Genomic DNA, 23588 nt, shown 5'->3' on the forward strand with positions numbered 1-23588 from the left:
GAGCCCCTCGCGCACCTTGGGCAGCATGGCCGCGCCCTGAGGCGTGAGCGCCAGCGCGCGTGTCAAGCGGTCACACAGGGGCCAGCCCAGCGACGTCTCCAGCAGCGTGATCTGGTGGCTGACCGCGGTCGGCGTGACCGACAACTCCAGCGCTGCATTTTTGAAACTGAGGTGGCGCGCCGCTGCTTCAAAGGCACGCAGCGCATTCAAAGGGGGCAAGCGGTAAGGCATGGATGAGTTTATGTCATGTGTTGCATGAGAATTGATCGTTTGCTGCATTGCAACACCAAAGCTATCGTAGCACCGTGTCCTCAAGAGGGGCATTTATTTAGCCAAAGGATCCCACATCATGGAATACAGTTACATCGACATCGAAGCCAACATTCGTCTCGCAAAGGAATTGCGTGCCCAGGCTATGGCTGACTTTCTTGCAGCCGTCTACAAAAAAAGTGCGCAGTGGCTCAAGGGCCTGACCCAGCACAAACTGGACAAACACAGCGCGCCAGTCAGCGCTCGCACCAAGGCCGTTTATTAAGTTCAGCTTCACTGTGGGGGCGCTTGCATGAAAACCTTTTTTAGCCTGGTGAATTTTGTGGTCGGCATCCTGTCACTGCTGATCGGGTTGGGTAACTTCCTGTTCCTGAGCAACAACCCGTCAGGTATCGTGGCAGGCGGGGTGGCCGTGGTGGTTGGCGCAAGCTTTCTCTGGTTGGCCACGACGGCCTTGTTCAGCAGTCCCCGAAAAAGCTGATCGCCCCGGGTTCACCGCAATGCGGCGGCAGCCAGCCATGCCAAAGGGCAACATCCGACCAACCACAAGGTCGGCTACCGTTTCGTTTGCAGATTTGAGAAAATTCCCCGCCGATCAATGCGCTTTGCCAAATCAACTTCGGACTGGGGTGACTCCAGCGCCAGTTCCAGACATCAGGCCTGAGACAATACACGCAGGGGGGAACCATCCGCCGCCAGCGTCTCTCCCTTGCGCTCGGTGATCAGGCCGTAGGCGTGCGGCTGGCGGTGCAGGTCGAAGTCGAAGGTGGTGCGCTTGTACACGGAACAAAAGTCCAGGTCGCAACGGGCAATGGCCATCTCGTCGCCCTTGGTCAGGCAGCGCGCCACCACTTCGCCGGACGGGGCCACGATGCAACTGCCGCCGATGCTGTCCACGCCCTCTTCCATCCCGGCCTTGGCCACGCCCACCACCCAGGTGCCGTTCTGATAAGCACCGGCCTGCATGGACAACTGGTTATGGAACAGCGACAGGTCGTCATGCGCCGGCGCGGGTGCGTTGTGCACCGGGGTGTTGTAGCCGATCAGCACCATCTCGACACCTTGCAGGCCCATCACGCGGTAAGTCTCGGCCCAGCGCCGGTCGTTGCATAGGGCCATGCCCATCACCCCGCCAAAAGCCTGCGTCACACCCCAGCCGGAGCCGGGGGTGAAGTAGCGTTTCTCCAGATGCTGGAAGCGCCGCCAGGGTTCATGCTCCCGGTGGCCGGGCAGGTGCACCTTGCGGTATTTGGCCACGATCTGGCCGCTGCGGTCCACCATGATGGAGGTGTTGTAGCGCACCTCGGCACCGGCCTCTTGCGCCAGTTCGGCGTAGCCCAGGTAAAAGCCCACGCCCAGCTTGCGCCCCAGGTCGAACAGCGGCTGTGTGGCGGTGTTGGGCATGGAGCGCTCAAAAAAACTGTTGACCTCGGCCTCGTCCTCGATGTACCAGCGCGGGAAGAAGGTAGTCAGCGCCAGTTCGGGAAAGACAATGAGCTGCGCGCCCACGGCGTGGGCCTGGTGCATGAGGTCGCACAGGCGCGCCACCACCTGGGTGCGGGAGTCTGCGCGTTGGATGGGGCCGAGTTGGCCGAGGGCGACGTTGAGGTAGCGTGGCATAGAAGTGAAAATTAGAAGTTAAGGGTAAAAGTCAGGAAGGGCGGTTGGCCAGCGCCAGCACCACTTGCAGCAGCACCTGCGCGCCGCGCAGCAGGTCGGCAGGTTCGGTGTGTTCGCGCACGTTGTGGCTGAGGCCGCCAACGCTGGGCACAAAGATCATGGCGCTGGGGCAGACACGGGCCAGCATTTGCGCGTCGTGCCCGGCGCCGCTGGGCATGCGCTGGTGGCTGCAGCCCAGGGCCTGCGCGTGTTGCTCCACCAGGTTCACCACCTTGGGGTCAAAGGCGACCGGCTCAAAGCGGGCCAGTGCGCGGGAACTGATGCGCACGCCCTCGGCCTGCGCTGCTTGCTGCGCATAGGCGTGCAGATCACTTTCGGCCTGCACCAGTGCGGCGCTGTCGGTGTTGCGCAGATCCACGGTGAACACGGCTTTTTGAGCGATGACGTTAACCAGATTCGGGCTGAGCCGCACGGCACCCACAGTGGCCAGTTGCCGTCCGCCCATGCGCTTGCTGAGGTCGCGCACAAACACCGCAACCTGGGCGGCCACCAGTGCAGCGTCGTGGCGCAGGGCCATGGGCGTGGTACCGGCGTGATTGGACTGGCCTTCCACGGTGAACTCGGTCCACGAGATGCCTTGCACGCCTTCGACCACGCCAATCTGCAAGTCCATTTGCTCCAGCACCGGGCCCTGTTCGATGTGCAGTTCCACATAGCTGTCCACCACCGGCGCGCCCACGGCAGCGGTGCCCCGGTAGCCGATGCGCTCCAGTTCGGCCTGCACCGATGCGCCATCCACATCACAGGTGGCCAGTGCATCCTGCAGCGGCAGGCCGCCCACATAGACCAGGCTGCCCATCATGTCGGGCTGGAAACGCGCGCCTTCTTCGTTGGTGAACACGGCCACGGCCAAGGGGCGGCGGGTCTTGAGTCCGGCCTCGCGCAACGTGGCCACCACTTCCAAGCCGGCCAGCACGCCGTAATTGCCGTCGTACAGGCCGCCGGTGCGCACGGTGTCGATGTGCGAGCCCATCATCACCGGGGGCAGGTCTTCGGTGCCGGGGAAGGTGCCGATGATGTTGCCAATGGCATCCACTTCCACGTGCATACCCAGTTCGCGCATGCGTGCCACCGTCCAGTCGCGGCCTTGGGCGTCGGCATCGGTCAGGGCCAGGCGGTTGACGCCACCACCGGGCAGCGCGCCGATCCGGCCCAACGCCTGCAGGCTGGCCAGCAGGCGCTGGCCGTTGATTTGCGGGGCGCTCATGCCGGCGCTCCATCCTGTAGCACCTGGGCGGCGCTGCGGCCCACCAGTTGCTGGTACAGCGCGGGGTCGGTATCGCCCTCGCTACCGAACAGCAGCGCGCGGCTGTCCGGGCCCAGACCTAACGATGCACGTGCGGTGCTGTCTTGCGCGATGAGCAGGGCCGCCGCCAGGCCCGCCACGGCGGACTCGCCCGCCACAATGACCGGATCACCACCCTGCGGGCTGGCCAGCAGGCGCATGGCATCGACAGCAGCCGCATCGGGGATGGTGCAAAAGGCGTTGGCGCCGGTGGCAAGAACGTCCCAGGCCAGTAGCGACACCTCACCGCACGCCAGGCCGGCCATTAGCGTGTCCAGATCACCCTTGACCGCCACCACCGCACCGGCGCGCGCACTTTGCAGCAGGCAGTCGGCGCGCTCGGGCTCCACCACCACAAACACCGGGCGCTGCTCGGCATTACGTTCCCAGAAATAAGCGCACACCGCCGCCGCAAAGCCGCCCACCCCGGCTTGCACAAACACATGCGTGGGCCACTGCGGCAGGGCGCTGACGGCCTCATGCACCATGAGCTGGTAGCCCTGCATCACGTCGCGCGGAATGTCCATGTAGCCGGGGTAAGAGGTGTCGGAGATCACAAACCAGCCATTGGCGTTTGCATCGCGGTCGGCCTGCTGCACCGCGTCGTCGTAATTGCCGTCGGTGCGCACCACCTGCGCGCCGTAGCGGGCAATGGCTTCCTTGCGCCCCTCGCTGACGCTGGCATGGATGTAGATGACGCAGCGGCAGCCCAGCATCTGCGCGCCCCAGGCCACCGAGCGGCCATGGTTGCCGTCGGTGGCGCAGGTGACCGTGATGTCGGCACAGGCCTGGCGCAGTGCGGGATCGTTCTGCAGGTCGGTGTGACTCACGTTGCGGTCCAGGCGCTGCCCCAGTTCGCGGCACAGCAGGCGCGCCACGGCATAGGCGCCGCCCAGCGCCTTGAAGCTGCCCAGGCCGAAACGCGAGCCTTCGTCCTTGTAGTGGATGCTGGCCACGCCTGCAGCGCGGGCCAGCCCGGGCAAGGCACACAAGGGCGTCACGGCATAACCGGGCCAGGAGGTAATGACGGCCCGGGCCTGCGCCAGCGCGGCATCACTGAGCAGGGTGCCGCGGTGCACGCCGTAGGGCTCGGCGGCCTGGAAGCGGAGATTGGTCAGCAGCGTGAACGGGTATTGGGGTAAATGTTTCATGGGAGTGCCTGGTTCAAGGAGAAGATTCAAGGTCGGCCAGTTGGGCATGGACCTGCTCGATGGCAGCCATGCGGGCGCGGGCTTTTTTGGGTAGATGGGCCAATGTGGCGGTGGCCAGGTAGTTGATGAGGCTGATGGCGCTCACGTAGGAGTCAAAAATCGGCTCGTCCTGCGGCGGGCAGATGAACAGGGCCTGGGCCCGCGCCGCCAGCGCCGACACACGGGCGTCGCTCAGCAGCACCAGCTCGGCACCAGCATCGCAGGCAATACCCACCACTTGGGACAGGCGGCGGGTGCGACGGCGAAAGTCCATCGCCAGCAGCACGTCATGCGGCTTGATTTCAGCCAGCAGCTCGGCATCTTCACCCGCACCTTCGTTCAGCAAGTGGACCTCGGCCCGCACCTGGGACAGCAAGGCCCGCGCATAAGACGCGGCCATGTAACCATTGCGATAGCCCACCACCCAGACACGCCGCGCACCTGCCAGCAGCCTGGCCGCCTGCTGCACGCCCTGGTCGGTCACGCTGTCGGCCAGCGCCTGCAACTGCTGCGCGTCTTGCGCAATATGCTGTTGCAGCGGACTGCCACGCGTGCCCTGCTGCGCCATGCGGTACAACGGCGAGGGCGCGGGCACGCCCTTGCGCTGGTGCTGGCGAAAGGCCTGAAAGTCGGCAAACCCGACCCGCTTGAAAAAGCGTGCCGTGCTGGCCTTGGAGACACCGGCCAGCGCTGCCAGCTCGGTGGCGCTGTAGGCCAGCAGGTCTTGTTCATGAGCCAGCACCACGTCGGCCAACTTGCGGTCAGCCAGCGACAGGGCCTCGTATTGGGCCTGAATGCGCTCGCGCAGGGAGATGGTCGTGGTCATGGTCATGGTCATGGCAGGGTGGCTGACAGGTTTTGGTGCCGGCATCCCCAAAACAGGGCACATGCACCATTGAGAAACATATGTTTCATATATTTAATGCGAAGAAACGAATATTTCATATTGTCCACCATCTGCTTGCAAGGGCAATGCCAGGCGGAATAGGTGGCACACATCTTGCGCAAGGTTTGGCGTGTCCCATTCTTTTTTACAGGAACCCTCCATGAAATTCAAATCGCTCTCCACCCTGGCTGGTTTGCTTGCCAGCGCCGTTTTGACCCTGGCAACGCCGGCCCACGCGGCGGATGAATCACTTTCCGCCGTGCTGGCCAAGAAGTCGATTGCCCTGGGCGTGGCCTCCGACTTTCCGCCCTATGGCTACATGGGCCCCGATTTCAAACTCACCGGCGTGGATGTGGCCACGGCGCAGTTGATCGCCGACAAGCTGGGCGTGAAAGCCGAACTGGTGCCGGTGAGCACGCCCAACCGCATTCCCTACCTGCAGACCAAGAAGATTGACCTGATCGTCTCGGCGCTGGGCAAGAACCCCGAGCGCGAAAAGGTGATTGACTTCACCGTGGCCTACGCACCGTTCTTCCAGGCCGTGTTCGGTCCCAAGGCACTCAATATCAAGAGCTTTGACGACCTGGCGGGCAAGAGCATTGCCGTGACCCGCGGCACCATTCAGGACGATGTGCTGCAAAAGGTGGCCCCGCCGACGCTGAAGATCCAGCGCTTTGAAGACGACTCCACCACCGTGGCCGCCTTCATCTCGCAACAGACCCAACTGCTGGCCACCGGCGCTGCCGTGGCGGCAGCTGCCGTGCAAAAGAACCCCCAGGTGCAGGCCGAATACAAGCTGCTGCTGAAAGACTCACCCAACTTCATCGGCGTACGCAAGGGTGAAACCGCGCTGCTGACCAGGGTAAACGAGATTCTGCGCGCCGCCAAGGCCGACGGCACGCTGGAGCAGTACGCGCAAAAATGGCTGGGCCGCGGCACCGGCGTGCTGCCGGACTAAGCACGCATCCCCTTCCTCACCCCATCGCTCGTACCGCCCACCTGAATTGCCATGATTGAATTTGACTTTGCCGTGGTGCTGGCCCAGTGGCCCATGCTTTTGCGTGGGCTGGGCCTGACGGTGGCGCTCACTGTTGTTTCGGCCGTGCTGGGGGCCTTGTTGGGTACCGCGTGTGCCTGGGCGCGGCTGCATGGCAGCCCGATCTTGAAACATGTGGTGGGCGGTTATGTGGAACTGATGCGCAACACACCCTTCATCATCCAACTGTTCTTCATTTTCTTTGGCCTGCCGTCGCTGGGTCTGCGCTTGTCGGTGGAGGTGGCGAGCGTACTGGCCATGGTGTTTAACCTGGGGGCCTATGCCTGTGAGATCGTACGCGCCGGCTTGCAATCCACACCCAGGGGCCAGCTCGAAGCGGCCATGAGCCTGGCGCTGACACCGTGGCAAATTTTCTCGCGCGTGGTGCTGCCACCGGCACTGGCACGCATCTGGCCGGCGCTCGTGAGCCAGATCATCATCGTCATGCTGGGCTCGGCGGTCTGTGGCCAGATCTCGGCGGAAGAATTGTCACAGGCGGCCAATTTGATTTCGAGCCGCACCTTCCGCAGTTTTGAGTCCTACATCATCGTGACCGTCATCTACCTGCTGTTGGCGATTGCGCTGCGGCAGTTGTTGTACTGGGTCGGACCGCGCTTCATTTTTGTCAGCCGCTAACGGGCACCGCCATGGTTCAATTTTCACTCTGGGACATTTTCACCTTCTTGCTGGGCGCCCTGCGCTGGACGGCGGCACTGTCACTGATTGCTTTCATCGGCGGTGGCCTGGTGGGCATGGGCCTGCTCATGCTGCGTTTTACCAAGCTGCGCGGCGCGGCCACGGCGGTGGCCTGGTACGTGCAGATCTTTCAGGGCACACCGCTGCTGATGCAGCTCTTTCTGGTGTACTTCGGCCTGGCGCTGCTGGGCATGGACACCTCACCGCTGGTGTCGGCCGCCATCTGCCTCACGCTCTATGCCAGCGCCTACCTGACCGAAATCTGGCGCGGCTGTGTGAACGCCATCCCCAAAGGCCAGTGGGAAGCCTCAACCAGCCTGGCAATGAACTTCACACAACAGATGCGTCATGTGATCCTGCCCCAGGCCTTGCGCTTGGGCGTTGCGCCCACGGTGGGTTTTCTGGTGCAGATCATCAAGGGCACGGCGCTGGCCTCGGTCATTGGTTTTGTCGAATTGACCAAAGCCGGGCAAATGATCTCCAACGCCACCTACCAACCGTTTCTGGCCTATACCTTCGTTGGCCTTTTGTACTTTGTGCTGTGCTACCCGCTGTCGTGGTGGAGCCAGCGACTTGAAAACCGCCGTCTGGCCTGATTTATGACCCCATCCTCTACCCCCCCGTTTGCGCTGGTTGACATTCGCGGCCTGCACAAGAGTTTTGGCCCCACCGAAGTGCTCAAGGGCATAGACCTGCAGGTCGGACGCAAGGAAGTGGTTTGCATCATCGGCAAAAGCGGCTCGGGCAAGAGCACGCTGCTGCGCTGCATCAACGGGCTGGAAACCTTTGAGCGCGGCAGTCTGGCCGTGGACGGCCAGGCCCTGCAACACACCGATGCCAATGCCATGCGCGAGTTGCGCCAGCAAGTGGGCATGATTTTTCAAAGTTTCAACCTGTTTCCGCACCTGAGTGCAGGGCGCAACGTGATGCTGGCCCCGACCCTGGTCAAGGATTTGCCCAAGGAAGACGCCCGTGCACGCGCCCAGGCACTGCTGGACCGCGTGGGATTGGGCAGCCTGTTTGACCGCATGCCCGAACAGCTATCGGGCGGGCAGCAGCAGCGTGTGGCCATTGCCCGCGCGCTGGCCATGGCACCGACCGTGCTGTTGTGCGATGAGATCACCTCGGCCCTGGACCCGGAACTGGTGGGTGAAGTATTGCAGGTGGTGGAGATGCTGGCCAATGAGGGCATGACGCTGATTCTGGTCACGCATGAGATGGCCTTTGCCCGCAAGGTGAGTGACCGCGTGGTCTTCATGCACCAGGGTCTGATCCACGAAGCGGGTACGCCCGATGAAATATTCAACCGTCCCCAAACGCCTGAACTGCAGCAGTTCCTGTCGGCTTTGCGCGAGTGATTCTGTACCGTGCATCCCAAAAATTATTGGGGCCAACAAAAAAGCGCCCGGTTGGGCGCTTTTTTGGTTTGAAACCGCTTGGGCTTACTTGGCGACCACGCGCACCATTTCCAGGCACTTGTTGGAGTAACCCCACTCGTTGTCGTACCAGCTCACCAATTTGACGAAGGTGCCGTCCAGGGCAATGGACGCATCGGCATCAAACACGGAAGTGCGGGTCTCGCCGCGGAAGTCGGTGGCCACCACTTTCTCGTCGGTGTAGCCCAGCACGCCTTTCATGGCACCTTCGGACTGGGCCTTGATCTCGGCGCAGATTTCAGCCATGGTGGCGCTGGTGTTGAGTTCCACCGTCAGGTCAACCACTGACACGTCAGAGGTCGGCACGCGGAACGACATGCCGGTGAGTTTCTTGTTGAGCTCAGGAATCACCACGCCCACGGCCTTGGCGGCGCCGGTACTGGAGGGGATGATGTTTTCCAGAATACCGCGACCACCGCGCCAGTCTTTGTTGGACGGGCCGTCGACGGTTTTTTGCGTGGCGGTGGCGGCATGCACGGTGGTCATCAAACCGCGTTTGATGCCGAACTTGTCATGAATCACCTTGGCCAGCGGCGCCAGGCAGTTGGTGGTGCAGCTGGCATTGCTGATGATGGCCTGGCCGGCGTAGGTCTTGTCGTTCACGCCAAAGACAAACATCGGGGTGTCGTCTTTGGAAGGTGCCGAGAAAATGACTTTCTTGGCGCCAGCAGCCAGGTGCTTTTCGCCACCGGCCTTGTCCAGGAAAATCCCGGTGGCTTCGATCACGATGTCGGCACCGACTTCGTTCCATTTCAGGTTGACGGGGTCTTTTTCTTGCGTCAGGCGAATTTTCTTGCCGTTGACCACCAGCGTGTTGCCGTCAACCGACACGTCGCCCTTGAAGCGGCCATGCACGCTGTCGTACTGCAGCATGTAGGCCAGGTAGCTGGGTTCCAGCAGGTCGTTGATGGCAACCACTTCAATGTCGCTGAAATTTTGCAGGGCCGAGCGCAGCACATTACGGCCGATGCGGCCAAAGCCGTTGATACCAATCTTGATCGTCATAGGGTTCTCCAGAAGTTAAAAAATCGATGTCCGAAAAGCTTACTTGCGCAGCACTTTTTGCACCGTGTCTGCCACATTCTCGGGCGTGAAGCCGAAGTGCTTGAACAGCACCGGCGCCGGTGCCGACTCGCCAAAGCTGTCCATGCCAACCACGGCCGCGCAAGCGTATTGCCACCAGCCGCCGCTGACGCCCATTTCCACCGCAATGCGCGGCACGCCGGCAGGCAACAGCGCCGACTTGTAGGCCGCATCCTGCTGGTCAAACGTGGTGGTGCTCGGCATGGACACCACGCGCACGGCAATTTTCCGCTCGGCAAGCAGTTCTTGCGCCTTGAGCGCCAAAGGCACCTCGGAGCCGGTGGCGATGATGACCGCCTGCGCTTTTTTCTTCAGGCCCACCTCGGTCGGTTCAGCCAGCACGTAGGCGCCCTTGCTGATGTCGCCCAGGCTGGCCTTGGGGGCGTAGTGGATGTTCTGGCGCGAGAGCAGCAAGGCGGTCGGCTTGGTCTTGTTTTGCAGGGCCACGGCCCAGGCCACCGCAGTTTCAGCGGTGTCACCGGGACGCCAGACGTCCAGGTTCGGGATCAGGCGCAAGCTGGCCGCATGCTCGATGGACTGGTGCGTCGGGCCGTCCTCGCCCAGGCCAATGCTGTCGTGGGTGAACACATGCACCACGCGCAGCTTCATGAGCGCGGCCATGCGGATGGCGTTGCGGCTGTAGTCGCTGAAGGTCAGGAAGGTGCCGCCGTAGGGGATGAAACCGCCGTGCAGCGCGACACCGTTCATGATGGCGGCCATGCCGAATTCGCGCACGCCATAGTTGATGTGGCGGCCACCGTTGCTGGCACCGGTGAGTGCATCAAAGCGCAGGCTGGGCGTGCTTTTGGTGTTGGTCAGGTTGGAGCCGGTCAAATCGGCCGAGCCACCCAACATTTCGGGCAGCGCGGCGGTGAAGGCTTCCAGCGCGAGCTGGCTGGCCTTGCGGCTGGCCACGGTCTCGGCCTTGGTGTGGGCCGCCACCGCAGTGTCCACCGCCACCTGGGAAAAGTTCTTGGGCAGCTCGCCCTTCATGCGGCGCACCAGCTCTTTGGCCAGTGCCGGGTGGGCAGCCTTGTAGGCGGCGAACTTGTCATTCCAGGCTGATTCAAAGGCGCTGCCTGCGGCTTTGGCGTCCCAGGCGGCGTAGATGTCCTTGGGAATCACGAACGGGGCATGCGGCCAGCCGATGGCTTCGCGGGTGAGCTTGATTTCCTCCAAGCCCAGGGGTTCGCCATGCGCCTTGGAGGTGTTGGCGCGGTTCGGGCTACCCTGGCCGATGGCGGTCTTGCAGATGATCAGCGTCGGCTTGTCGGCAGATTTTTTGGCCTCGGCAATGGTGTCCGCCACCAGCTCGGCATCGTGCCCGCTGATGGGGCCGAGCACGTTCCAGCCATAAGCGGCAAAGCGTTGCGCCGTTTTGTCGATGAACCACGGCGCCACCTGGCCGTCGATCGAGATGCCGTTGTCGTCGTACAGCGCAATCAGCTTGTTGAGCTTCCAGGCGCCGGCCAGCGCGCAGGCTTCGTGGCTGATGCCTTCCATCAGGCAGCCGTCACCCATGAAGGCGTAGGTGTGGTGATTCACCACGTCCAGTCCATCGCGGTTGAATTCCTGGGCCAGCAGCTTTTCAGCCAGCGCCATGCCGACCGCGTTGGTGATGCCCTGGCCCAGCGGGCCGGTGGTGGTTTCGACACCGGGGGTCACGTCCACTTCAGGGTGGCCCGGAGTCTTGCTGTGAAGCTGGCGGAAGTTTTTCAGCTCCTTGATGGGCAGCTTGTAACCCGTGAGGTGCAGCACCGAATACAACAGCATCGAGCTGTGGCCGTTGGAAAGCACAAAACGGTCGCGGTCGAGCCACTTGGGGTTGGCCGGGTTGTGCTTGAGGTGGCTGCCCCACAAGGCCACCGCCATGTCGGCCATGCCCATGGGCGCGCCGGGGTGGCCCGAGTTGGCGGCCTGCACCGCGTCCATGCTCAGGGCACGGATGGCGTTGGCCATGTCGGCGTGGCTGGCGACAGGCGTGCTGGTGGTTGCTGGAGGGTTTTGAATGGTTTCAGCCATGGAGAAATGCCTTGAACAATTTGAACGATAAGAAGACGCCTATCTGAGCCAGGATCGTTTGCAGTTCCATGGGCGCGCGCCAGGTGGGCATTGTAGTCAACATGACCATAGCGAGAAACGCACGCCCGGACCGGCACAGGTTTGTAGCCATGCCATCAGGGCTTTGCCGGCATGGTTCAGGGCGGCGACAGCAGTCGCGCCGCCGCCTGCAGTGCAGCGACGGTGTCAATGTCGGTGACGCAGCCTATGTCGTCAATGGGCAGCTCGAACGCGCCATAAGCCGCCACCACCGAGGCGGCACCGGCAGCGCCGTGCAAGGCCTGCAGCGCCGGACCGCAGACGCCGGCAAAACCGACCGGATGGCCGCGCTGCCCCCGGTACACCGGAACCACCACAGGATGCTGACGCAAAGCCTCTGCCACCGCGCGCAGGGTGTCACTTTGAACCAGCGGCAAATCGCCCGGCAGGATCAGCCAGCCCGCGGCGGCACCGGTGGCGCGCACCGCGGCGGCGATCGAGTCGCCCACGCCGGGCTGACCGCTGTGCTCCAGATGACAGGCCAGGCCACTGGCCTGCACCGCAGCCAGCGTGTGCTGCAGCACCGTCCTGCTACCCAAGGGCGCCTGCAGTTTGTTGCCCTGACCGCCCGAGGCGGTAAAGCGGGTGCCGCGCCCGGACGCCAGCACCAGCACCAGCACGGTGGGTGCATTCACGACAATACGCCCGTTGTTGCAGAGGCAAGCGGCCACGTCAACGCATGTTTGACCTGCACCAGCTCGGCCACGATGCTCACAGCGATCTCGGCCGGCGTCCTGCCGCCCAGCGCCAGACCCACCGGCCCATGCAGCCGCGCCAGTTCCGGCCCCGTCAAGTCAAAGTGCTGGGCCAGGCGCTGCTTGCGCGTGGCCTGGTTGCGCCTGGAGCCCAGCGCCCCGACATAAAAAGCGCCGGACCTGAGCGCCTCCATCAAGGCCATGTCATCGAGTTTGGGGTCGTGCGTCAGGGCCACGATGGCGGTGTGGGCATCGGGCTGCAGCTCGCGCACCACATCGTCGGGCATGCCTTCGAGTCGCCGGATGCCCGGCATGCTGGACACGAATGTCGCGGCATATTCTTCCCGTGGATCGCAGACCAGCACCTCGAAGTCGAGCATGGCGGCCATTTGCGCGACCGCCTGCGACAACTGGCCTGCGCCAATCAGCAACAGGCGCCAGCTGGGGCCAAACACCGTGCTCAGGGTGCTGCCGTCAAACTGCATCGCCTGCCCGCGCTCGGCGCCTGAGAGCACCACGGCGCCGGTCGCCAGCGTCAGCGTGCGCATCACCAGATGGTGCTCAGCGGTGTGCGCCAGCAGCTGCGTCACCCAGCCGGTGTCGAGCAAAGGCTCCTGCACCAGACGCAGGGTACCGCCGCAGGGCAGGCCAAAACGGGCGGCCTCTTCCTGGCTGACACCATAGGCGATCATGGCGGGTTTATCCAGGGCAGTCGCAGCCCCACCGGCCGCTTTGAAGCTGGCCCTGGTGCGGGCGATCAGATCGTCTTCGACGCAGCCGCCCGACACCGAGCCGCTTACCACGCCATCGTCGCGCACCGCCAGCAGCGCGCCCGGCGGCCGCGGCGCACTGCCCCAGGTTTGAACCACGGTGAACAGCATGACCGCGTGACCACTGCGGCGCCAAGCCAGGGCGTCAGACAACACGCGGAGATCAGGACTTTCCAAAACACCACCTCTTCATGAATGAAGCCACACGAATGGTAGCGGGCCGCGCATGGTCCGTGCGCATAATAGCCGCATTGCCATTTTTTGAAGCACCTGGTCAAGCCAGAAGTCTCATTTTCCCAGTCATGCGATGAATCGAAACGTTTTTTATGCGCTAGCCGCAGCCGCCCTTTTTGGTGCCAGCACGCCCTTGGCCAAGCGCCTCACCGGAGAGCTGCCGCCGGTCATGCTGGCGGGCCTGCTGTACCTGGGGAGCGGGCTGGGTTTGGCTGTGGCTCGCCTCATCCGGGACCGTGGCTTCAATCCATCCGGACTCTCCCGGGCGGAGTGGCCATCGTTGCCGGCGGGGTGACGCTGGCATGGCCATCAGGCGCTGACTCGGCGACAGGTTTTGCCGGCCCTGTCCTTGTCGGTATCGCCTGCCTGTGCTGGGCCATCGACAACAACCTGACGCGCAAGGTATCCGCCTCCGACGCCCTCTTTATTGCCAGCGCCAAAGGCCTCATTGCCGGCACGGTCAACACCCTGCTCGCCTTCAGTCTGGGGGCAACATTACCCAAGCTCCTGACCTTGATGTCAACGCTGGGGCTGGGGCTGATCGGTTATGGCGTCAGTCTGGTGTGTTTTGTGCTGGCACTGCGCGGCTTGGGGACCGCGCGCACGGGCGCTTACTTCTCGACGGCGCCATTCATGGGTGCGGCCGTGGCCTTGTTTGTCTTTTCAGAAACGACGTCACCGGCCTTCTGGGTGGCCGCCTTGCTGATGGGACTGGGGGTCTGGCTCCATTTGACCGAACAACATGGGCACGATCATGTCCACGAACCCATGGCGCATGACCATCTGCACAGCCACGATGCGCACCACCAGCACACGCATGCATTTGAATGGCGCGGTGTCGGCCAGCACAGCCACCTGCACCAGCACCCGGTGATACGACACAGTCATCCGCATTACCCTGACATCCATCACCGGCACAGCCACTGACGCGGCGGGTTGACTCATTCTCAGCAAGGTCATCGGCGACCGTTAACAATAGCCCAATTTGGAGGACGGGCAATCTGCTTGTTAACGACATGGACAACCAACATTTTGTTGCAAAGACCCGCTGGCTGAGGCCCTTTACCCGATGGGCTGCCCGCTTTGCGCTGAATTCACCGCCATGGCTTCCTGCCGCGCTTCGCAACGCGCCCTTGAAACTATCATCGCTCGTGCTGCGTTGTTATCACCTGGCATTGCGGTGAGGGCATCCTTGGTGTTCAGTCCGGGCACTGGGGCATCAAGATGGCCAGCGTCATGGTGCGACCAGACTTGCCATGGATTAACCCAAGAAACATTCGTCCTGCTGGCGCCGCAGCGCAAGTAATGAGGAGCCAGGGTCAATCTCGATGTCGTCGAACGTGATCAGTGCGCCCGCTGCGACGTTGCGCACGAGTTGCCGACTGGCAGCAAGGTAAAACGGCACCGGATTGCCGCTGCCAAGCGGTTGGGCCGGATGCAGTTCGCCTACCGTTCCCTCCATGGTGTGATGGTGGCCGCCCATGGCCATGACGGTCCCGGCCGACAGGTTCTGCGTCGCACGGGCGACAAGATCCAAGCGCGGGAACGGTGCCTGCGCACCGCTCGAACGACCGTGAATAGCCGCATCGAGCACGCTGGTCGCCGCCTCAAGCCCGAGCAGGTGACGCGGCAAATAAACCATCGCGCGCGCGCCGTCGCGGGAAACGACATGGCCTTTGGCGGCCAGCAGATCCCAGGTCACGCGATCCTCGCAGCGGACAATAACGAACACACCGCCGGCAAAGCTCGCTTCGTCGGGTCGGCGCAGGCAGTGGAAAACGTCCAGCACCCGCCCGCCAGTCAAGAGCCCGCCCTCTGCCGTCGCCCCCAGGAAGCTCGGCACTTCGGAAACACGCGCGATCGGTGCATGCAAATCGGGGTGATCCGGCATGAATCCGGTGGCATTGGCGACGACGAGCAGTTCGCACAGATCCGGTACGCAACGTTGCGGCAACTCTGCACAGGCCTGCGCCCGCGCCTGGGCAACTTCTATTGCCGGGCGCGTACCCAAGGCCCAGTGCGGCGCAAAACCGGGAATCGAGACCGTCTTGCCATTGCTTGTCATGCTGCCCGTGGCCTGGTCATAGACAAAATCGTATTCACTGGATTTGCCGGCCGCAATGATGTCGAAGCCCAGCAGTTGCGCCCAGGTGATCAGTCCGATCAGCAGGCTCGGCTGGTCCCCGTCGACGGGGGTGACCACCTTGCCGTGCTGCCGGGCGAGGTGTGCGAGATAGGGACCGACGACACTGTCCACCTCCTTCGAGACCAGGACGAGGTGGTGCCCGGCTTCGATGGCGAGGCGGCCGTGCCGCGCGCCCGCCTCGGGGTTTCCTGTCGCTTCGACAACCACATCAATCGGCAAACCGACCACTGTGGCAAGATCATCGGCCGCAACGTACTTGCCCTGGTCCCAGGCCCGACGTGCTTCTTCCGCAGTAAAGCAAAGCGCAACGTCAGCAGCCGGCACACCCAGCGCAGCAAATGCCGCTGCGGCGATCTTGGCATCAAGATCTACCGCAATGCGGGCCCGCATCAACGGGACGCGCATGCCTTGTGCCAGAAAGCTGCGGCCAAAGCCCCCGCTGCCCAACACACAGGTTTCAACCGGCCGTTGTGCGCTGGCGTAGTAATCCAGATGGTTCATGTCGTTTCCAGTACCAAGTTAGTGTTCGTGGCGACTCAATACGTAAATTACCTGGTCACCAGCGAGGTCGTCGCGGAAGCAGTTTTTAGATTGCGGTCTTGATGCGGTCCCAGGTTCGCGCGAGGTGATTAGCCATCGCTGACGACAAACGTGGGCCGTCACGCGCCTCGAGCGCGCCGATCATGTCCTCATGGTCCGCCACCGCAGCCGCCCACTGATCTTCGGTCCTGTGACCCAGGTAGCGAATTTGCTTCATGCGCGACTGCAGCATGTCGTGCACCATGGCCAGCGATTCATTGCCCGAAAGCGAGATCAGCGCCGAGTGAATTTGCTGGTTGCGCTTGAAATACGGCAGTCGATCACGTGCCGCGTAAAACTGCAACATCTCGTCATGCAGTCGCCGAACCTCCTGGATATCAGTATCAGAGGCATTCTGGCAAGTCAATGATCCGGCCAGTTCTTCCAGAGTAGCAAGCACATCAAGCATGTCCCTGACTTCTTTGGCGGTCAGTTTGCGCACCGTCGCGCCACGGTTGGGAATCAACTCAACCAGACCTTCGTTGGCCAGCACCTTCAGCGCTTCGCGCAGTGGCGTGCGCGAGACGCCGAGTTGTTCACCAACCCGGCCTTCGTGGATACGCACGCCCGTAGGCAATTGCCCCTCAATGATCATGTCACGCAGGCGCGACACCACCACGTTATGCAAAGTCGGGCGCTCGATGCGCACCACTTCGGACGCGGGATGGGGGACAAGGTCCGTGTCGCCCAACGTATTCGGCTCAAGATTCATCGCCATCAATCCCTCTCATTCAAGCAAAACTATATATTTGAATTTTGCATTCAGTATGCAGAATACTACATTTAATTGTTGACAAGAATACTTCTTCGGTAGCATCATCAAAAAAATTACAGAGGAGACTGAAATGTCGGCCAATCCATTTGCCGCTAGCGCCACACGTCCCACCATTGCCCTCGCCATGGGCGATCCTGCGGGGGTGGGCGCGGAATTGACCGCCAAACTGCTGTGCCTAGACGAAATTCGGGCGGCAGCCAATATCGTCGTTTTCGGCGACCGGCGCATCCTTGAGGAAGGCGCGAAGATTGCCGGCGTGGCGCTTGACATCAGCTACGTGGCGCCCGATTCTGAATTTGGCGCAACAAACGGCCCGGTCTTTGTCGACCTGGGGCATCTTTCCCCGCTGGATGTCAAGCGCGGTGAAGCCACTGCCGTGGGCGGCGCCTTTGCGCTCAAGAATTTCCGGCGCGCGCTCACCATGGCGCACGACGGCAAGGCTGACGCGGTTTGTTTTACGCCGTTCAACAAGAAAGCCATGCGCTATGTCTATCCCGGCTATGACGACGAAATACGTTTCATCTCCGAGGTGATCGGGTTTTCGGGCCACGCGCGCGAGTTCAACATTCTGGAGAATCTGTGGAATGCACGGGTCACCTCCCACATCCCGCTCTCCGAAGTCGCCTCGGCAATCACTGCCGAGGGCATCCTCAGCGAGTTGGCACTGACCGACCGCACCCTGCGCAACGCGGGTTTTGACAATCCGCGCATTGCGATCGCGGCGCTCAATCCGCATGCTGGCGATGGTGGCAATTTCGGCAAGGAAGAAATTAACGTGATCGAGCCGGCCGTGCAAAAAGGTATTGAGCGCGGCTTCAATGTCTCCGGACCGTACCCGGCGGACACGGTATTTGTTCGTGCCAAAAATGGTGCTTTTGACGCGGTGCTGACCATGTACCACGATCAAGGACAAATCGCCATGAAGCTGATGGGCTTTGATCGCGGCGTGACCTTGATGGGCGGCCTGCCGTTCCCGGTCTGCACACCGGCGCATGGCACCGCGTACGACATCGCCGGGCGCGGCATCGCCAATATCGGCGCAAGCCGCGAGGCAGTTCTCCTGGCCGCGCGCATGGCCCTGAAAAAGGCAGGCTGACACGGCTGGGTCAATCAGCAACAAATTAGTGTTTAAAAGAGTTTTCTCCACCGTTCCTCAACACCACAGAAAGGCTTACACCATGTTAAATACCAAGTTAATCACCACGCTGCTGGCAAGTGCTATGTATGCAACAGCTGCCAGCGCGGCCTGGGTACCGGAAAAACCAGTTGAGTTTGTCGTCGCTTCCGGGGCTGGTGGCGGAACCGACATTTTTGCCCGAACGATCCAGTCGATCATCGTCAAGTACAAGCTGATGAACGCGCCGATTGTTGTCGTCAACAAAGGCGGTGGTGCCGGCAGCGAGGGCTTTGTTTATGGGTCGGCCAGCGCCGATGATCCGTACAAGCTGACCTTCGGCACCAACAACGAGTACCTGCTGCCGCTCGTTGCCAAGATGGGGTACACGGCCGACAGCCTGGTCCCGGTCACGGCACTGGCACTCGACGAGTTCCTGATCTGGGTCAACGCCGAGTCGCCCTACAAAGACGTCAAGAGTTTTATCGATGCGGCCAAGAAGCCCGAGGGGCTGAAAATGGGCGGCTCACAGTCCAAAGACACCGACCAGACGTTGGCCAGCATGATCAGTGAAGCGACCGGCGCCAAGTTCACCTACATCCCGTTCAAGAGCGGCGGCGAAGCGGCAGTTCAACTGGCAGGCGGGCACATTGACGCCAACCTCAACAACCCGAATGAAAACATCGGCCAGTGGAAAGCCGGCATGATCCGACCGCTCTGCGTTTTCAGTTCGCAACGCATGGCCGCCGGCCCCAAGGTCACCAAGGACATGGCCTGGTCCGACATTCCGCTGTGCAAAGACTCGGGCGTGCCGATCGCCAACTATCAGATGCCGCGCACCGTCTGGCTGGCGGCCAAGGTGTCGCCCGATGTGATGTCCTACTACACGACGATGCTCAAAAAAGTGAGCGAAACGCCTGAGTGGAAAACGTACATCGAGCGCACCTCGCAAAGCGATCGCTTCATGACCGGCGACGAATTGCGCGCCTACACCAAGCAGGACGCCGAAAAAGCGACCGAAGTCTTCAAACGCGAGAAGTGGATCGTTCAATAAAGCCGTGACCGGCGTCCCGGTGCTGTTCGGGGCAGGCCATGCCTGCCCCGTTGTTTAATGATTGTGGAGTGTGTCGTATGCGTAACCCATCCGGGACCTTGATGACTCGTTTGACGCTGGAAATTGCGGTGGCCTGTACTGCTGCCCTGGCCGGTGCCATCGTTAGCTACGGATCGCTCGAAATCGGAACCGGCTGGGGCGATGCCGGACCACAACCGGGCTACTTCCCCTTTTATATCGGCCTGCTCATTGTCCTCGCCAGTTGCGCTGTGCTGATTGAGGTCGTGATCGAGCAACGTCGCCGCAAGCAAGTTTTTCTGACACGGGAGCAAGGCCATCGGATATTGACTTTTTTTCTGCCCATGCTCGGTTTCGTCGCGGTGTCGATGGTGCTTGGACTTTATGTCGGCCTGGCCCTCTATCTGTTCGGTGTCATGACGATCCAGGGGGGTTACCGGATCGGCAAGGCGCTCGCCGTGTGTCTGAGCACGATTGTGATTTTTTACGTGGTTTTTGAAAAATGGTTTCAGGTTCCCCTGCTCAAAGGGCCGATTGAAGCCCTGCTGAACATTCACTGAACCTGGCTCGACAAAAACGATTTTTCACGACAGCGAAATTCAGGAGAAACACATTGGCGAATTTTGGCAACCTGATGGACGGCTTCGGCATCGTATTCTCCGCCTACCATCTTGGACTGATGGCGGTTGGCGTGCTGCTGGGAATTCTGGTCGGCGTCCTGCCGGGGCTGGGGGCACCGAACGGCGTATCGCTGCTGATCCCGCTCACCTTCACCATGGATCCGATATCCGCCATCATCCTGCTCACCAGCATGTACTGGGGCGCCCTGTTCGGCGGCTCGACCACGTCGATCCTGTTCAATATTCCGGGCGAGCCCTCGTCAGTCGCGACGACTTTCGACGGCTACCCGATGGCACAACAGGGGTTTGCAACCAAGGCGCTGACCCTCGCGTTCATATCCGCCGGTATCGGCGCCCTCTTTGGCGTGACCGTCATCACCATCTTGTCCGGCTGGGTCACCCAGTTCGCGCTGAAATTCAGCTCCCCCGAGTTTTTCGCGGTGTATTTGCTGACCTTCTGCAGTTTTATCGGCATGGGAGGCGGCTCGCCGTTCAAGGCGGTGGTCTCGATGATGCTCGGTTTTGCCTTTGCCACCATCGGCATGGATGGCATGTCCGGCAACATGCGGCTGACGTTCGGCATCACCGAACTGATCAAGGGAGTCAGTTTTTTGGTCGCTGTGATCGGTCTGTTTGGCCTCGGTGAACTGTTGCAGACGATGGAAGAAGGCCTGCACTTCAACGGCATCCACGCCCGCATCAAAATCCGCGATGTCTTTCAGGCGATCCTCTCGCTGCCGAAATACTGGGTCACGCTGCTGCGCAGCGCACTGATTGGCTGCTGGATGGGCATCACGCCAGGCGGGCCGACCGCCGCGTCGTTCATGAGTTATGGTCTGGCCAAACGATTCGCGCGCAACAAGAGCGGTTTCGGCAAGGGCGAACCGGCCGGCGTCATCGCGCCGGAAACGGCAGACCACTCCGCCGGCACCTGCGCCATCTTGCCGATGCTGGCGCTCGGTATTCCCGGATCGGCGACCGCAGCAGTCATGATGGGCGGCTTGATGATCTGGGGCCTGACGCCCGGACCGATGTTGTTTATCGAACGCCCGGATTTTGTCTGGAGCACCATTGCCAGCATGTATCTGGGCAATGTGATGGCCGTGATCCTGGTGCTCGCCACCGTGCCGCTGTTTGCCGCCATCCTGAGAATCCCGTTTTCGATCATCGGCCCGATGATCGTCGTCGTGTGTTTCATCGGCGCCTACCAGATCAGCGGTGCGCGCCTCGATCTCTGGCTGGCACTGGGTTTCGGCATCGTCGGCTACCTGCTCAAGAAGCTCGACTACCCCATCGCACCCATGGTTCTGGCGATGGTGCTCGGAGACAAGACCGAGGACGCCTTCCGCCAGTCGATGATTTTCTCCAAGGGGTCGCTGACGATCTTCTGGACAAACTCAACGCTGGTCGCAGTGATCATGACACTCGCCTTGCTCTTGCTGCTGTGGCCATTGATCGGCAGGCTCACCGGCAGTCTACGCAAAACGATTTGAAATTCCGGAAATCTTTCACGGACGTTAAGCAGCAGGTGGTCCAAGAAGCCCGTGGTGATTCAATCCGGTTCATTTTGGGAAGCTGGTTGGTTAACAGAACAAAGAATCGTGATGACTTTTACACAGGGGATTCGATTCGCAGCGCAGCGGCGCGCCGATGACCTTCCATACCTTCCGTCGCGCTTTGGCGGATGGCCGGTGGAGCGACCGCTTCAACGCCTTCCTGATCCATCCATTGATGTGTACACACCTTAACAAAAGATCCGACCCACAGGCCGCCGGTGTACCGACCTGCCCGCATGGTTGGTAAGGTGTGATTCGTGCCGCAACACTTGTCAGAGTACACGACGCTGGCACGCTGGCCAATGAAGATGGAACCATAGTTACGTAACTTCTTTGCTGTAGCCATGGAATCACGCGTGTGCACCTGAAGATGCTCAGCAGCAATATAGTCAGAATACGCAAGCATGCTCTCTTCGTCAGGGGCCAATGCAATTTCACCAAAATCGTTCCAGGCCAACGCTGCCACATTGGCGGTGGAGAGTGTCTTGAGTTGAGTTTCGATCTGAATGCGAGTCTCTTCAGCCACTCTGCGACTCGTGGTGATCAAACCAACGCGGGTGTGAATGTCATGCTCTGCCTGAGCAAGCATGTCGGTGGCGATCATATGTGGATCGGCTGTATCGTCTGCGACCACATAAATCTCACTCGGTCCAGCCAACTGGTCAATGCCGACCTGACCAAAAACCTGTCTCTTTGCCTCGTTCACATAGGCATTGCCAGGGCCAACAATCTTGTCGACTGCCGGAATGGTCTTGGTGCCGAAGGCCATGGCTGCGATGGCCTGGGCGCCACCGACACGAAAGATTCGATCTGCGCCTGACAGGTGGCAACCAGCAATCATCGCCTGATGCGCGTTTGGAGGCAGGCAAGCAATGACTTCCTCACAACCCGCAACTTTGGCAGGCACCAGGGTCATGACCGGTGCCGACAAAATGGGATAGCGCCCACCTGGCACATAAGCCCCAATTCGCTCAATCGGAATAATTCGATGGCCCAGATGGACGCCCTTCAATTGTTCAACGTCCAGTGGGAGCATGGTCGCCAACTGTGCCTCGGCGAACGCCTTGACATTTGCAATGGCAAATTCGGTGTCCTTGCGTGTTTGGGGGTCTAGCGACGCGACAGCGGCTTCTCGCTCCTGCATGGAAACTTCCAGCGCTTGTCCTTCGTAATGATCGAATTTTTTCGAGTATTCGCGAACGCCCTCATCACCTCGCTCGCGTACGGCGTCGATGATGCCACGCACTACAAACTCAATCTCCCCAAGTTCCTTATTCTGAATGGGGGTTGGAGCCTTGATGAATTCGAGTTTGGATATAAGTGATTTCATGGAAGTACCTACGTTGTGGCGCTTTCGCGCTGTTGATGTGAGTGATCTGTACGCCGATTGACCTCGTGGCAAGTGTATGAATGCCGATTGAACATCGCTAGTGGGTTGACGGATGCTGTTTAGAAATCTGTCCAAGATTGAACTGGCCTTGCTTCAATTTCAAGAGGTGTGCGAGTTCGGAAAATGAAGCGGAACCCTTGAAGGCTGATGTGCTGATTTCCACCCGAAGGGGCGTACTTTTTGATGCGAATGCACAAAAATTGGATGAGACGCATCAACAATAATTACCAAGGGTTAACCCAGGATAGATCTTGGTTAATATATTTACCACCCACCGCACAAGCAGTTTGGTGGTCCCACAATTTGCACCATCAAGGTCGGTGCAATTGAAGCGGGTGGTCATGCAATTAGGGTGATGCCCAAATGTTTCTTAACTCACCAACCAAATAGAGAAAAAAATGCCAAGAATCGGACCGCATTTGAAAGATCTTCGCAATCGTCGCAAACTCACCGTTCGTGAGCTTGCCGAACGTTCGGGTATTTCTCATGCCACCATATCGTTGATTGAGCGTGACAGAACGAGTCCCAGTATTGACACGCTTTCAGCTATGTTGGATGCGCTTGGTACTACTCTTGTAGGCTTTTTTAATGATATCCAGCAATCCATTCCCTATTCACCGTTTTATAACGAAGATGATTTGATTGAGATTGGTGACGTTGAATCGGTTTCGTACCGGATGATTGGGATGAACCACCCAAATCGTCAAATCCTGATGTTGCGCGAGACCTATGAGTTGGATGGTGATAGCGGCGCCCCGATTGCGCATACGGCACAAGAAGCTGGCTTTGTACTCAGTGGTCAAGTGGAACTTACCGTTGGCAAAGCCAAACAGGTGCTGGTAGCAGGGCAAGGTTATTATTTTGACAGTCAGATGCCTCATCGATTTCGCAACGTGGGCAAAACCAAAGCTGAAATCATCAGCGCAGTCACTCCGCCAACGTTTTAATGCTGCGACACAGCTCGAATCGAATTTC

General features: G+C 60.6%; 25 protein-coding genes. 13 read left to right on the plus strand and 12 right to left on the minus strand.

Going from position 1 to position 23588, the window contains the following annotated elements:
* Nucleotides 1–231, minus strand: a 231-nt coding sequence (locus NDI87_RS01240; protein ID WP_296272979.1) for a LysR family transcriptional regulator, incomplete at its 3' end; no start/stop codon positions are given.
* Nucleotides 232–349: 118 nt separating this feature from the next.
* Between NDI87_RS01240 and NDI87_RS01245 the strand changes: the two genes are divergently transcribed.
* Entirely contained in the window at nucleotides 350–535 is a 186-nt protein-coding gene (locus NDI87_RS01245; protein ID WP_296272980.1) for a hypothetical protein, read from the plus strand.
* Between the two features lie 27 nt (nucleotides 536–562).
* On the plus strand, nucleotides 563–751 hold the full coding sequence (locus NDI87_RS01250) for a hypothetical protein (RefSeq protein WP_296272981.1): 189 nt from the start codon (nucleotides 563–565) through the stop codon (nucleotides 749–751).
* Between the two features lie 173 nt (nucleotides 752–924).
* Here the strand turns inward: NDI87_RS01250 and NDI87_RS01255 are convergent, their stop codons facing one another.
* Genes NDI87_RS01255 through NDI87_RS01270 form a run of 4 tightly spaced genes read right to left on the minus strand, consistent with a single transcriptional unit; the run spans nucleotide 925 to nucleotide 5251 of the window.
* The gene (locus NDI87_RS01255) at nucleotides 925–1890 is read right to left on the minus strand and encodes an N-carbamoyl-D-amino-acid hydrolase (RefSeq protein WP_296272982.1); all 966 of its coding nucleotides are present in this window, start codon (nucleotides 1888–1890) and stop codon (nucleotides 925–927) included.
* 31 nt (nucleotides 1891–1921) lie between these two features.
* The gene (locus tag NDI87_RS01260) at nucleotides 1922–3157 is read right to left on the minus strand and encodes a Zn-dependent hydrolase (RefSeq protein WP_296272983.1); all 1236 of its coding nucleotides are present in this window, start codon (nucleotides 3155–3157) and stop codon (nucleotides 1922–1924) included.
* On the minus strand, nucleotides 3154–4386 hold the full coding sequence (locus NDI87_RS01265) for a diaminopropionate ammonia-lyase (RefSeq protein ID WP_296272984.1): 1233 nt from the start codon (nucleotides 4384–4386) through the stop codon (nucleotides 3154–3156). The genes NDI87_RS01260 and NDI87_RS01265 overlap by 4 nt, the downstream gene beginning before the upstream one ends.
* Before the next feature lie 13 nt (nucleotides 4387–4399).
* Nucleotides 4400–5251: a MurR/RpiR family transcriptional regulator gene (locus NDI87_RS01270; RefSeq protein WP_296272985.1), complete on the minus strand. Its 852-nt coding sequence runs from the start codon at nucleotides 5249–5251 to the stop codon at nucleotides 4400–4402.
* A 220-nt stretch (nucleotides 5252–5471) separates the two neighbouring features.
* Between NDI87_RS01270 and NDI87_RS01275 the strand changes: the two genes are divergently transcribed.
* The 4 genes from NDI87_RS01275 to NDI87_RS01290 are packed head-to-tail and all read left to right on the plus strand — an operon-like array spanning nucleotide 5472 to nucleotide 8401.
* A complete protein-coding gene (locus NDI87_RS01275) occupies nucleotides 5472–6269 on the plus strand; it encodes a transporter substrate-binding domain-containing protein (RefSeq protein WP_296272986.1) in 798 nt (265 codons plus the stop codon).
* Nucleotides 6270–6320: 51 nt separating this feature from the next.
* Complete coding sequence (locus NDI87_RS01280; RefSeq protein WP_296272987.1) at nucleotides 6321–6983, plus strand: amino acid ABC transporter permease; 663 nt, start codon at nucleotides 6321–6323, stop codon at nucleotides 6981–6983.
* Between the two features lie 11 nt (nucleotides 6984–6994).
* Complete coding sequence (locus NDI87_RS01285; protein ID WP_296272988.1) at nucleotides 6995–7639, plus strand: amino acid ABC transporter permease; 645 nt, start codon at nucleotides 6995–6997, stop codon at nucleotides 7637–7639.
* A gap of 3 nt (nucleotides 7640–7642) precedes the next feature.
* Entirely contained in the window at nucleotides 7643–8401 is a 759-nt protein-coding gene (locus NDI87_RS01290; protein ID WP_296272989.1) for an amino acid ABC transporter ATP-binding protein, read from the plus strand.
* 84 nt (nucleotides 8402–8485) lie between these two features.
* Here the strand turns inward: NDI87_RS01290 and gap are convergent, their stop codons facing one another.
* From gap to NDI87_RS01310, 4 genes are all read right to left on the minus strand, one after another.
* A complete protein-coding gene (gene gap / locus NDI87_RS01295) occupies nucleotides 8486–9484 on the minus strand; it encodes a type I glyceraldehyde-3-phosphate dehydrogenase (RefSeq protein WP_296272990.1) in 999 nt (332 codons plus the stop codon).
* 39 nt (nucleotides 9485–9523) lie between these two features.
* Nucleotides 9524–11584: a transketolase gene (gene tkt, locus NDI87_RS01300; protein WP_296272991.1), complete on the minus strand. Its 2061-nt coding sequence runs from the start codon at nucleotides 11582–11584 to the stop codon at nucleotides 9524–9526.
* Between the two features lie 176 nt (nucleotides 11585–11760).
* Complete coding sequence (locus NDI87_RS01305) at nucleotides 11761–12297, minus strand: NTP transferase domain-containing protein (protein ID WP_296272992.1); 537 nt, start codon at nucleotides 12295–12297, stop codon at nucleotides 11761–11763.
* Nucleotides 12294–13304 carry an XdhC/CoxI family protein gene (locus NDI87_RS01310; RefSeq protein WP_296272993.1) on the minus strand — a complete coding sequence of 337 codons (1011 nt, stop codon included), beginning with the start codon at nucleotides 13302–13304 and terminating at the stop codon, nucleotides 12294–12296. The genes NDI87_RS01305 and NDI87_RS01310 overlap by 4 nt, the downstream gene beginning before the upstream one ends.
* Nucleotides 13305–13434: 130 nt before the next feature.
* Between NDI87_RS01310 and NDI87_RS17460 the strand changes: the two genes are divergently transcribed.
* Together NDI87_RS17460 and NDI87_RS01315 are read left to right on the plus strand one after the other, a co-directional pair.
* Nucleotides 13435–13656, plus strand: coding sequence for a hypothetical protein (locus NDI87_RS17460; protein WP_366028120.1), 222 nt, complete (start codon nucleotides 13435–13437; stop codon nucleotides 13654–13656).
* On the plus strand, nucleotides 13632–14288 hold the full coding sequence (locus NDI87_RS01315) for an EamA family transporter (RefSeq protein ID WP_366028122.1): 657 nt from the start codon (nucleotides 13632–13634) through the stop codon (nucleotides 14286–14288). The genes NDI87_RS17460 and NDI87_RS01315 overlap by 25 nt, the downstream gene beginning before the upstream one ends.
* Nucleotides 14289–14622: 334 nt before the next feature.
* On the opposite strand, the gene NDI87_RS01320 is transcribed toward NDI87_RS01315, so the two are convergent.
* Both NDI87_RS01320 and NDI87_RS01325 read right to left on the minus strand, forming a co-directional pair.
* A complete protein-coding gene (locus tag NDI87_RS01320; protein ID WP_296272994.1) occupies nucleotides 14623–16008 on the minus strand; it encodes a homoserine dehydrogenase in 1386 nt (461 codons plus the stop codon).
* An 85-nt stretch (nucleotides 16009–16093) separates the two neighbouring features.
* The gene (locus tag NDI87_RS01325; RefSeq protein ID WP_296272995.1) at nucleotides 16094–16804 is read right to left on the minus strand and encodes a GntR family transcriptional regulator; all 711 of its coding nucleotides are present in this window, start codon (nucleotides 16802–16804) and stop codon (nucleotides 16094–16096) included.
* Between the two features lie 127 nt (nucleotides 16805–16931).
* Between NDI87_RS01325 and NDI87_RS01330 the strand changes: the two genes are divergently transcribed.
* From NDI87_RS01330 to NDI87_RS01345, 4 genes are all read left to right on the plus strand, one after another.
* On the plus strand, nucleotides 16932–17957 hold the full coding sequence (locus NDI87_RS01330; RefSeq protein ID WP_296272996.1) for a 4-hydroxythreonine-4-phosphate dehydrogenase PdxA: 1026 nt from the start codon (nucleotides 16932–16934) through the stop codon (nucleotides 17955–17957).
* Nucleotides 17958–18039: 82 nt separating this feature from the next.
* Entirely contained in the window at nucleotides 18040–19029 is a 990-nt protein-coding gene (locus NDI87_RS01335) for a tripartite tricarboxylate transporter substrate-binding protein (protein ID WP_296272997.1), read from the plus strand.
* 110 nt (nucleotides 19030–19139) lie between these two features.
* The gene (locus NDI87_RS01340) at nucleotides 19140–19607 is read left to right on the plus strand and encodes a tripartite tricarboxylate transporter TctB family protein (protein WP_296272998.1); all 468 of its coding nucleotides are present in this window, start codon (nucleotides 19140–19142) and stop codon (nucleotides 19605–19607) included.
* Between the two features lie 74 nt (nucleotides 19608–19681).
* A complete protein-coding gene (locus NDI87_RS01345; RefSeq protein ID WP_296273020.1) occupies nucleotides 19682–21160 on the plus strand; it encodes a tripartite tricarboxylate transporter permease in 1479 nt (492 codons plus the stop codon).
* Between the two features lie 118 nt (nucleotides 21161–21278).
* Here NDI87_RS01345 and hisD read toward each other — a convergent pair whose 3' ends face one another.
* Nucleotides 21279–22553, minus strand: a complete 1275-nt coding sequence (hisD, locus tag NDI87_RS01350) for a histidinol dehydrogenase (RefSeq protein ID WP_296272999.1) — start codon at nucleotides 22551–22553, stop codon at nucleotides 21279–21281.
* A gap of 458 nt (nucleotides 22554–23011) precedes the next feature.
* Here hisD and NDI87_RS01355 point away from each other — a divergent pair, with 458 nt between their 5' ends.
* Nucleotides 23012–23560 (plus strand): helix-turn-helix domain-containing protein, encoded by a 549-nt coding sequence (locus NDI87_RS01355; RefSeq protein WP_296273000.1) that lies wholly within the window; start codon nucleotides 23012–23014, stop codon nucleotides 23558–23560.
* The last annotated feature ends 28 nt before the right edge of the window (nucleotides 23561–23588 follow it).

The organism is Rhodoferax sp., assembly GCF_023701345.1.
GTDB lineage: Bacteria > Pseudomonadota > Gammaproteobacteria > Burkholderiales > Burkholderiaceae_C > Rhodoferax.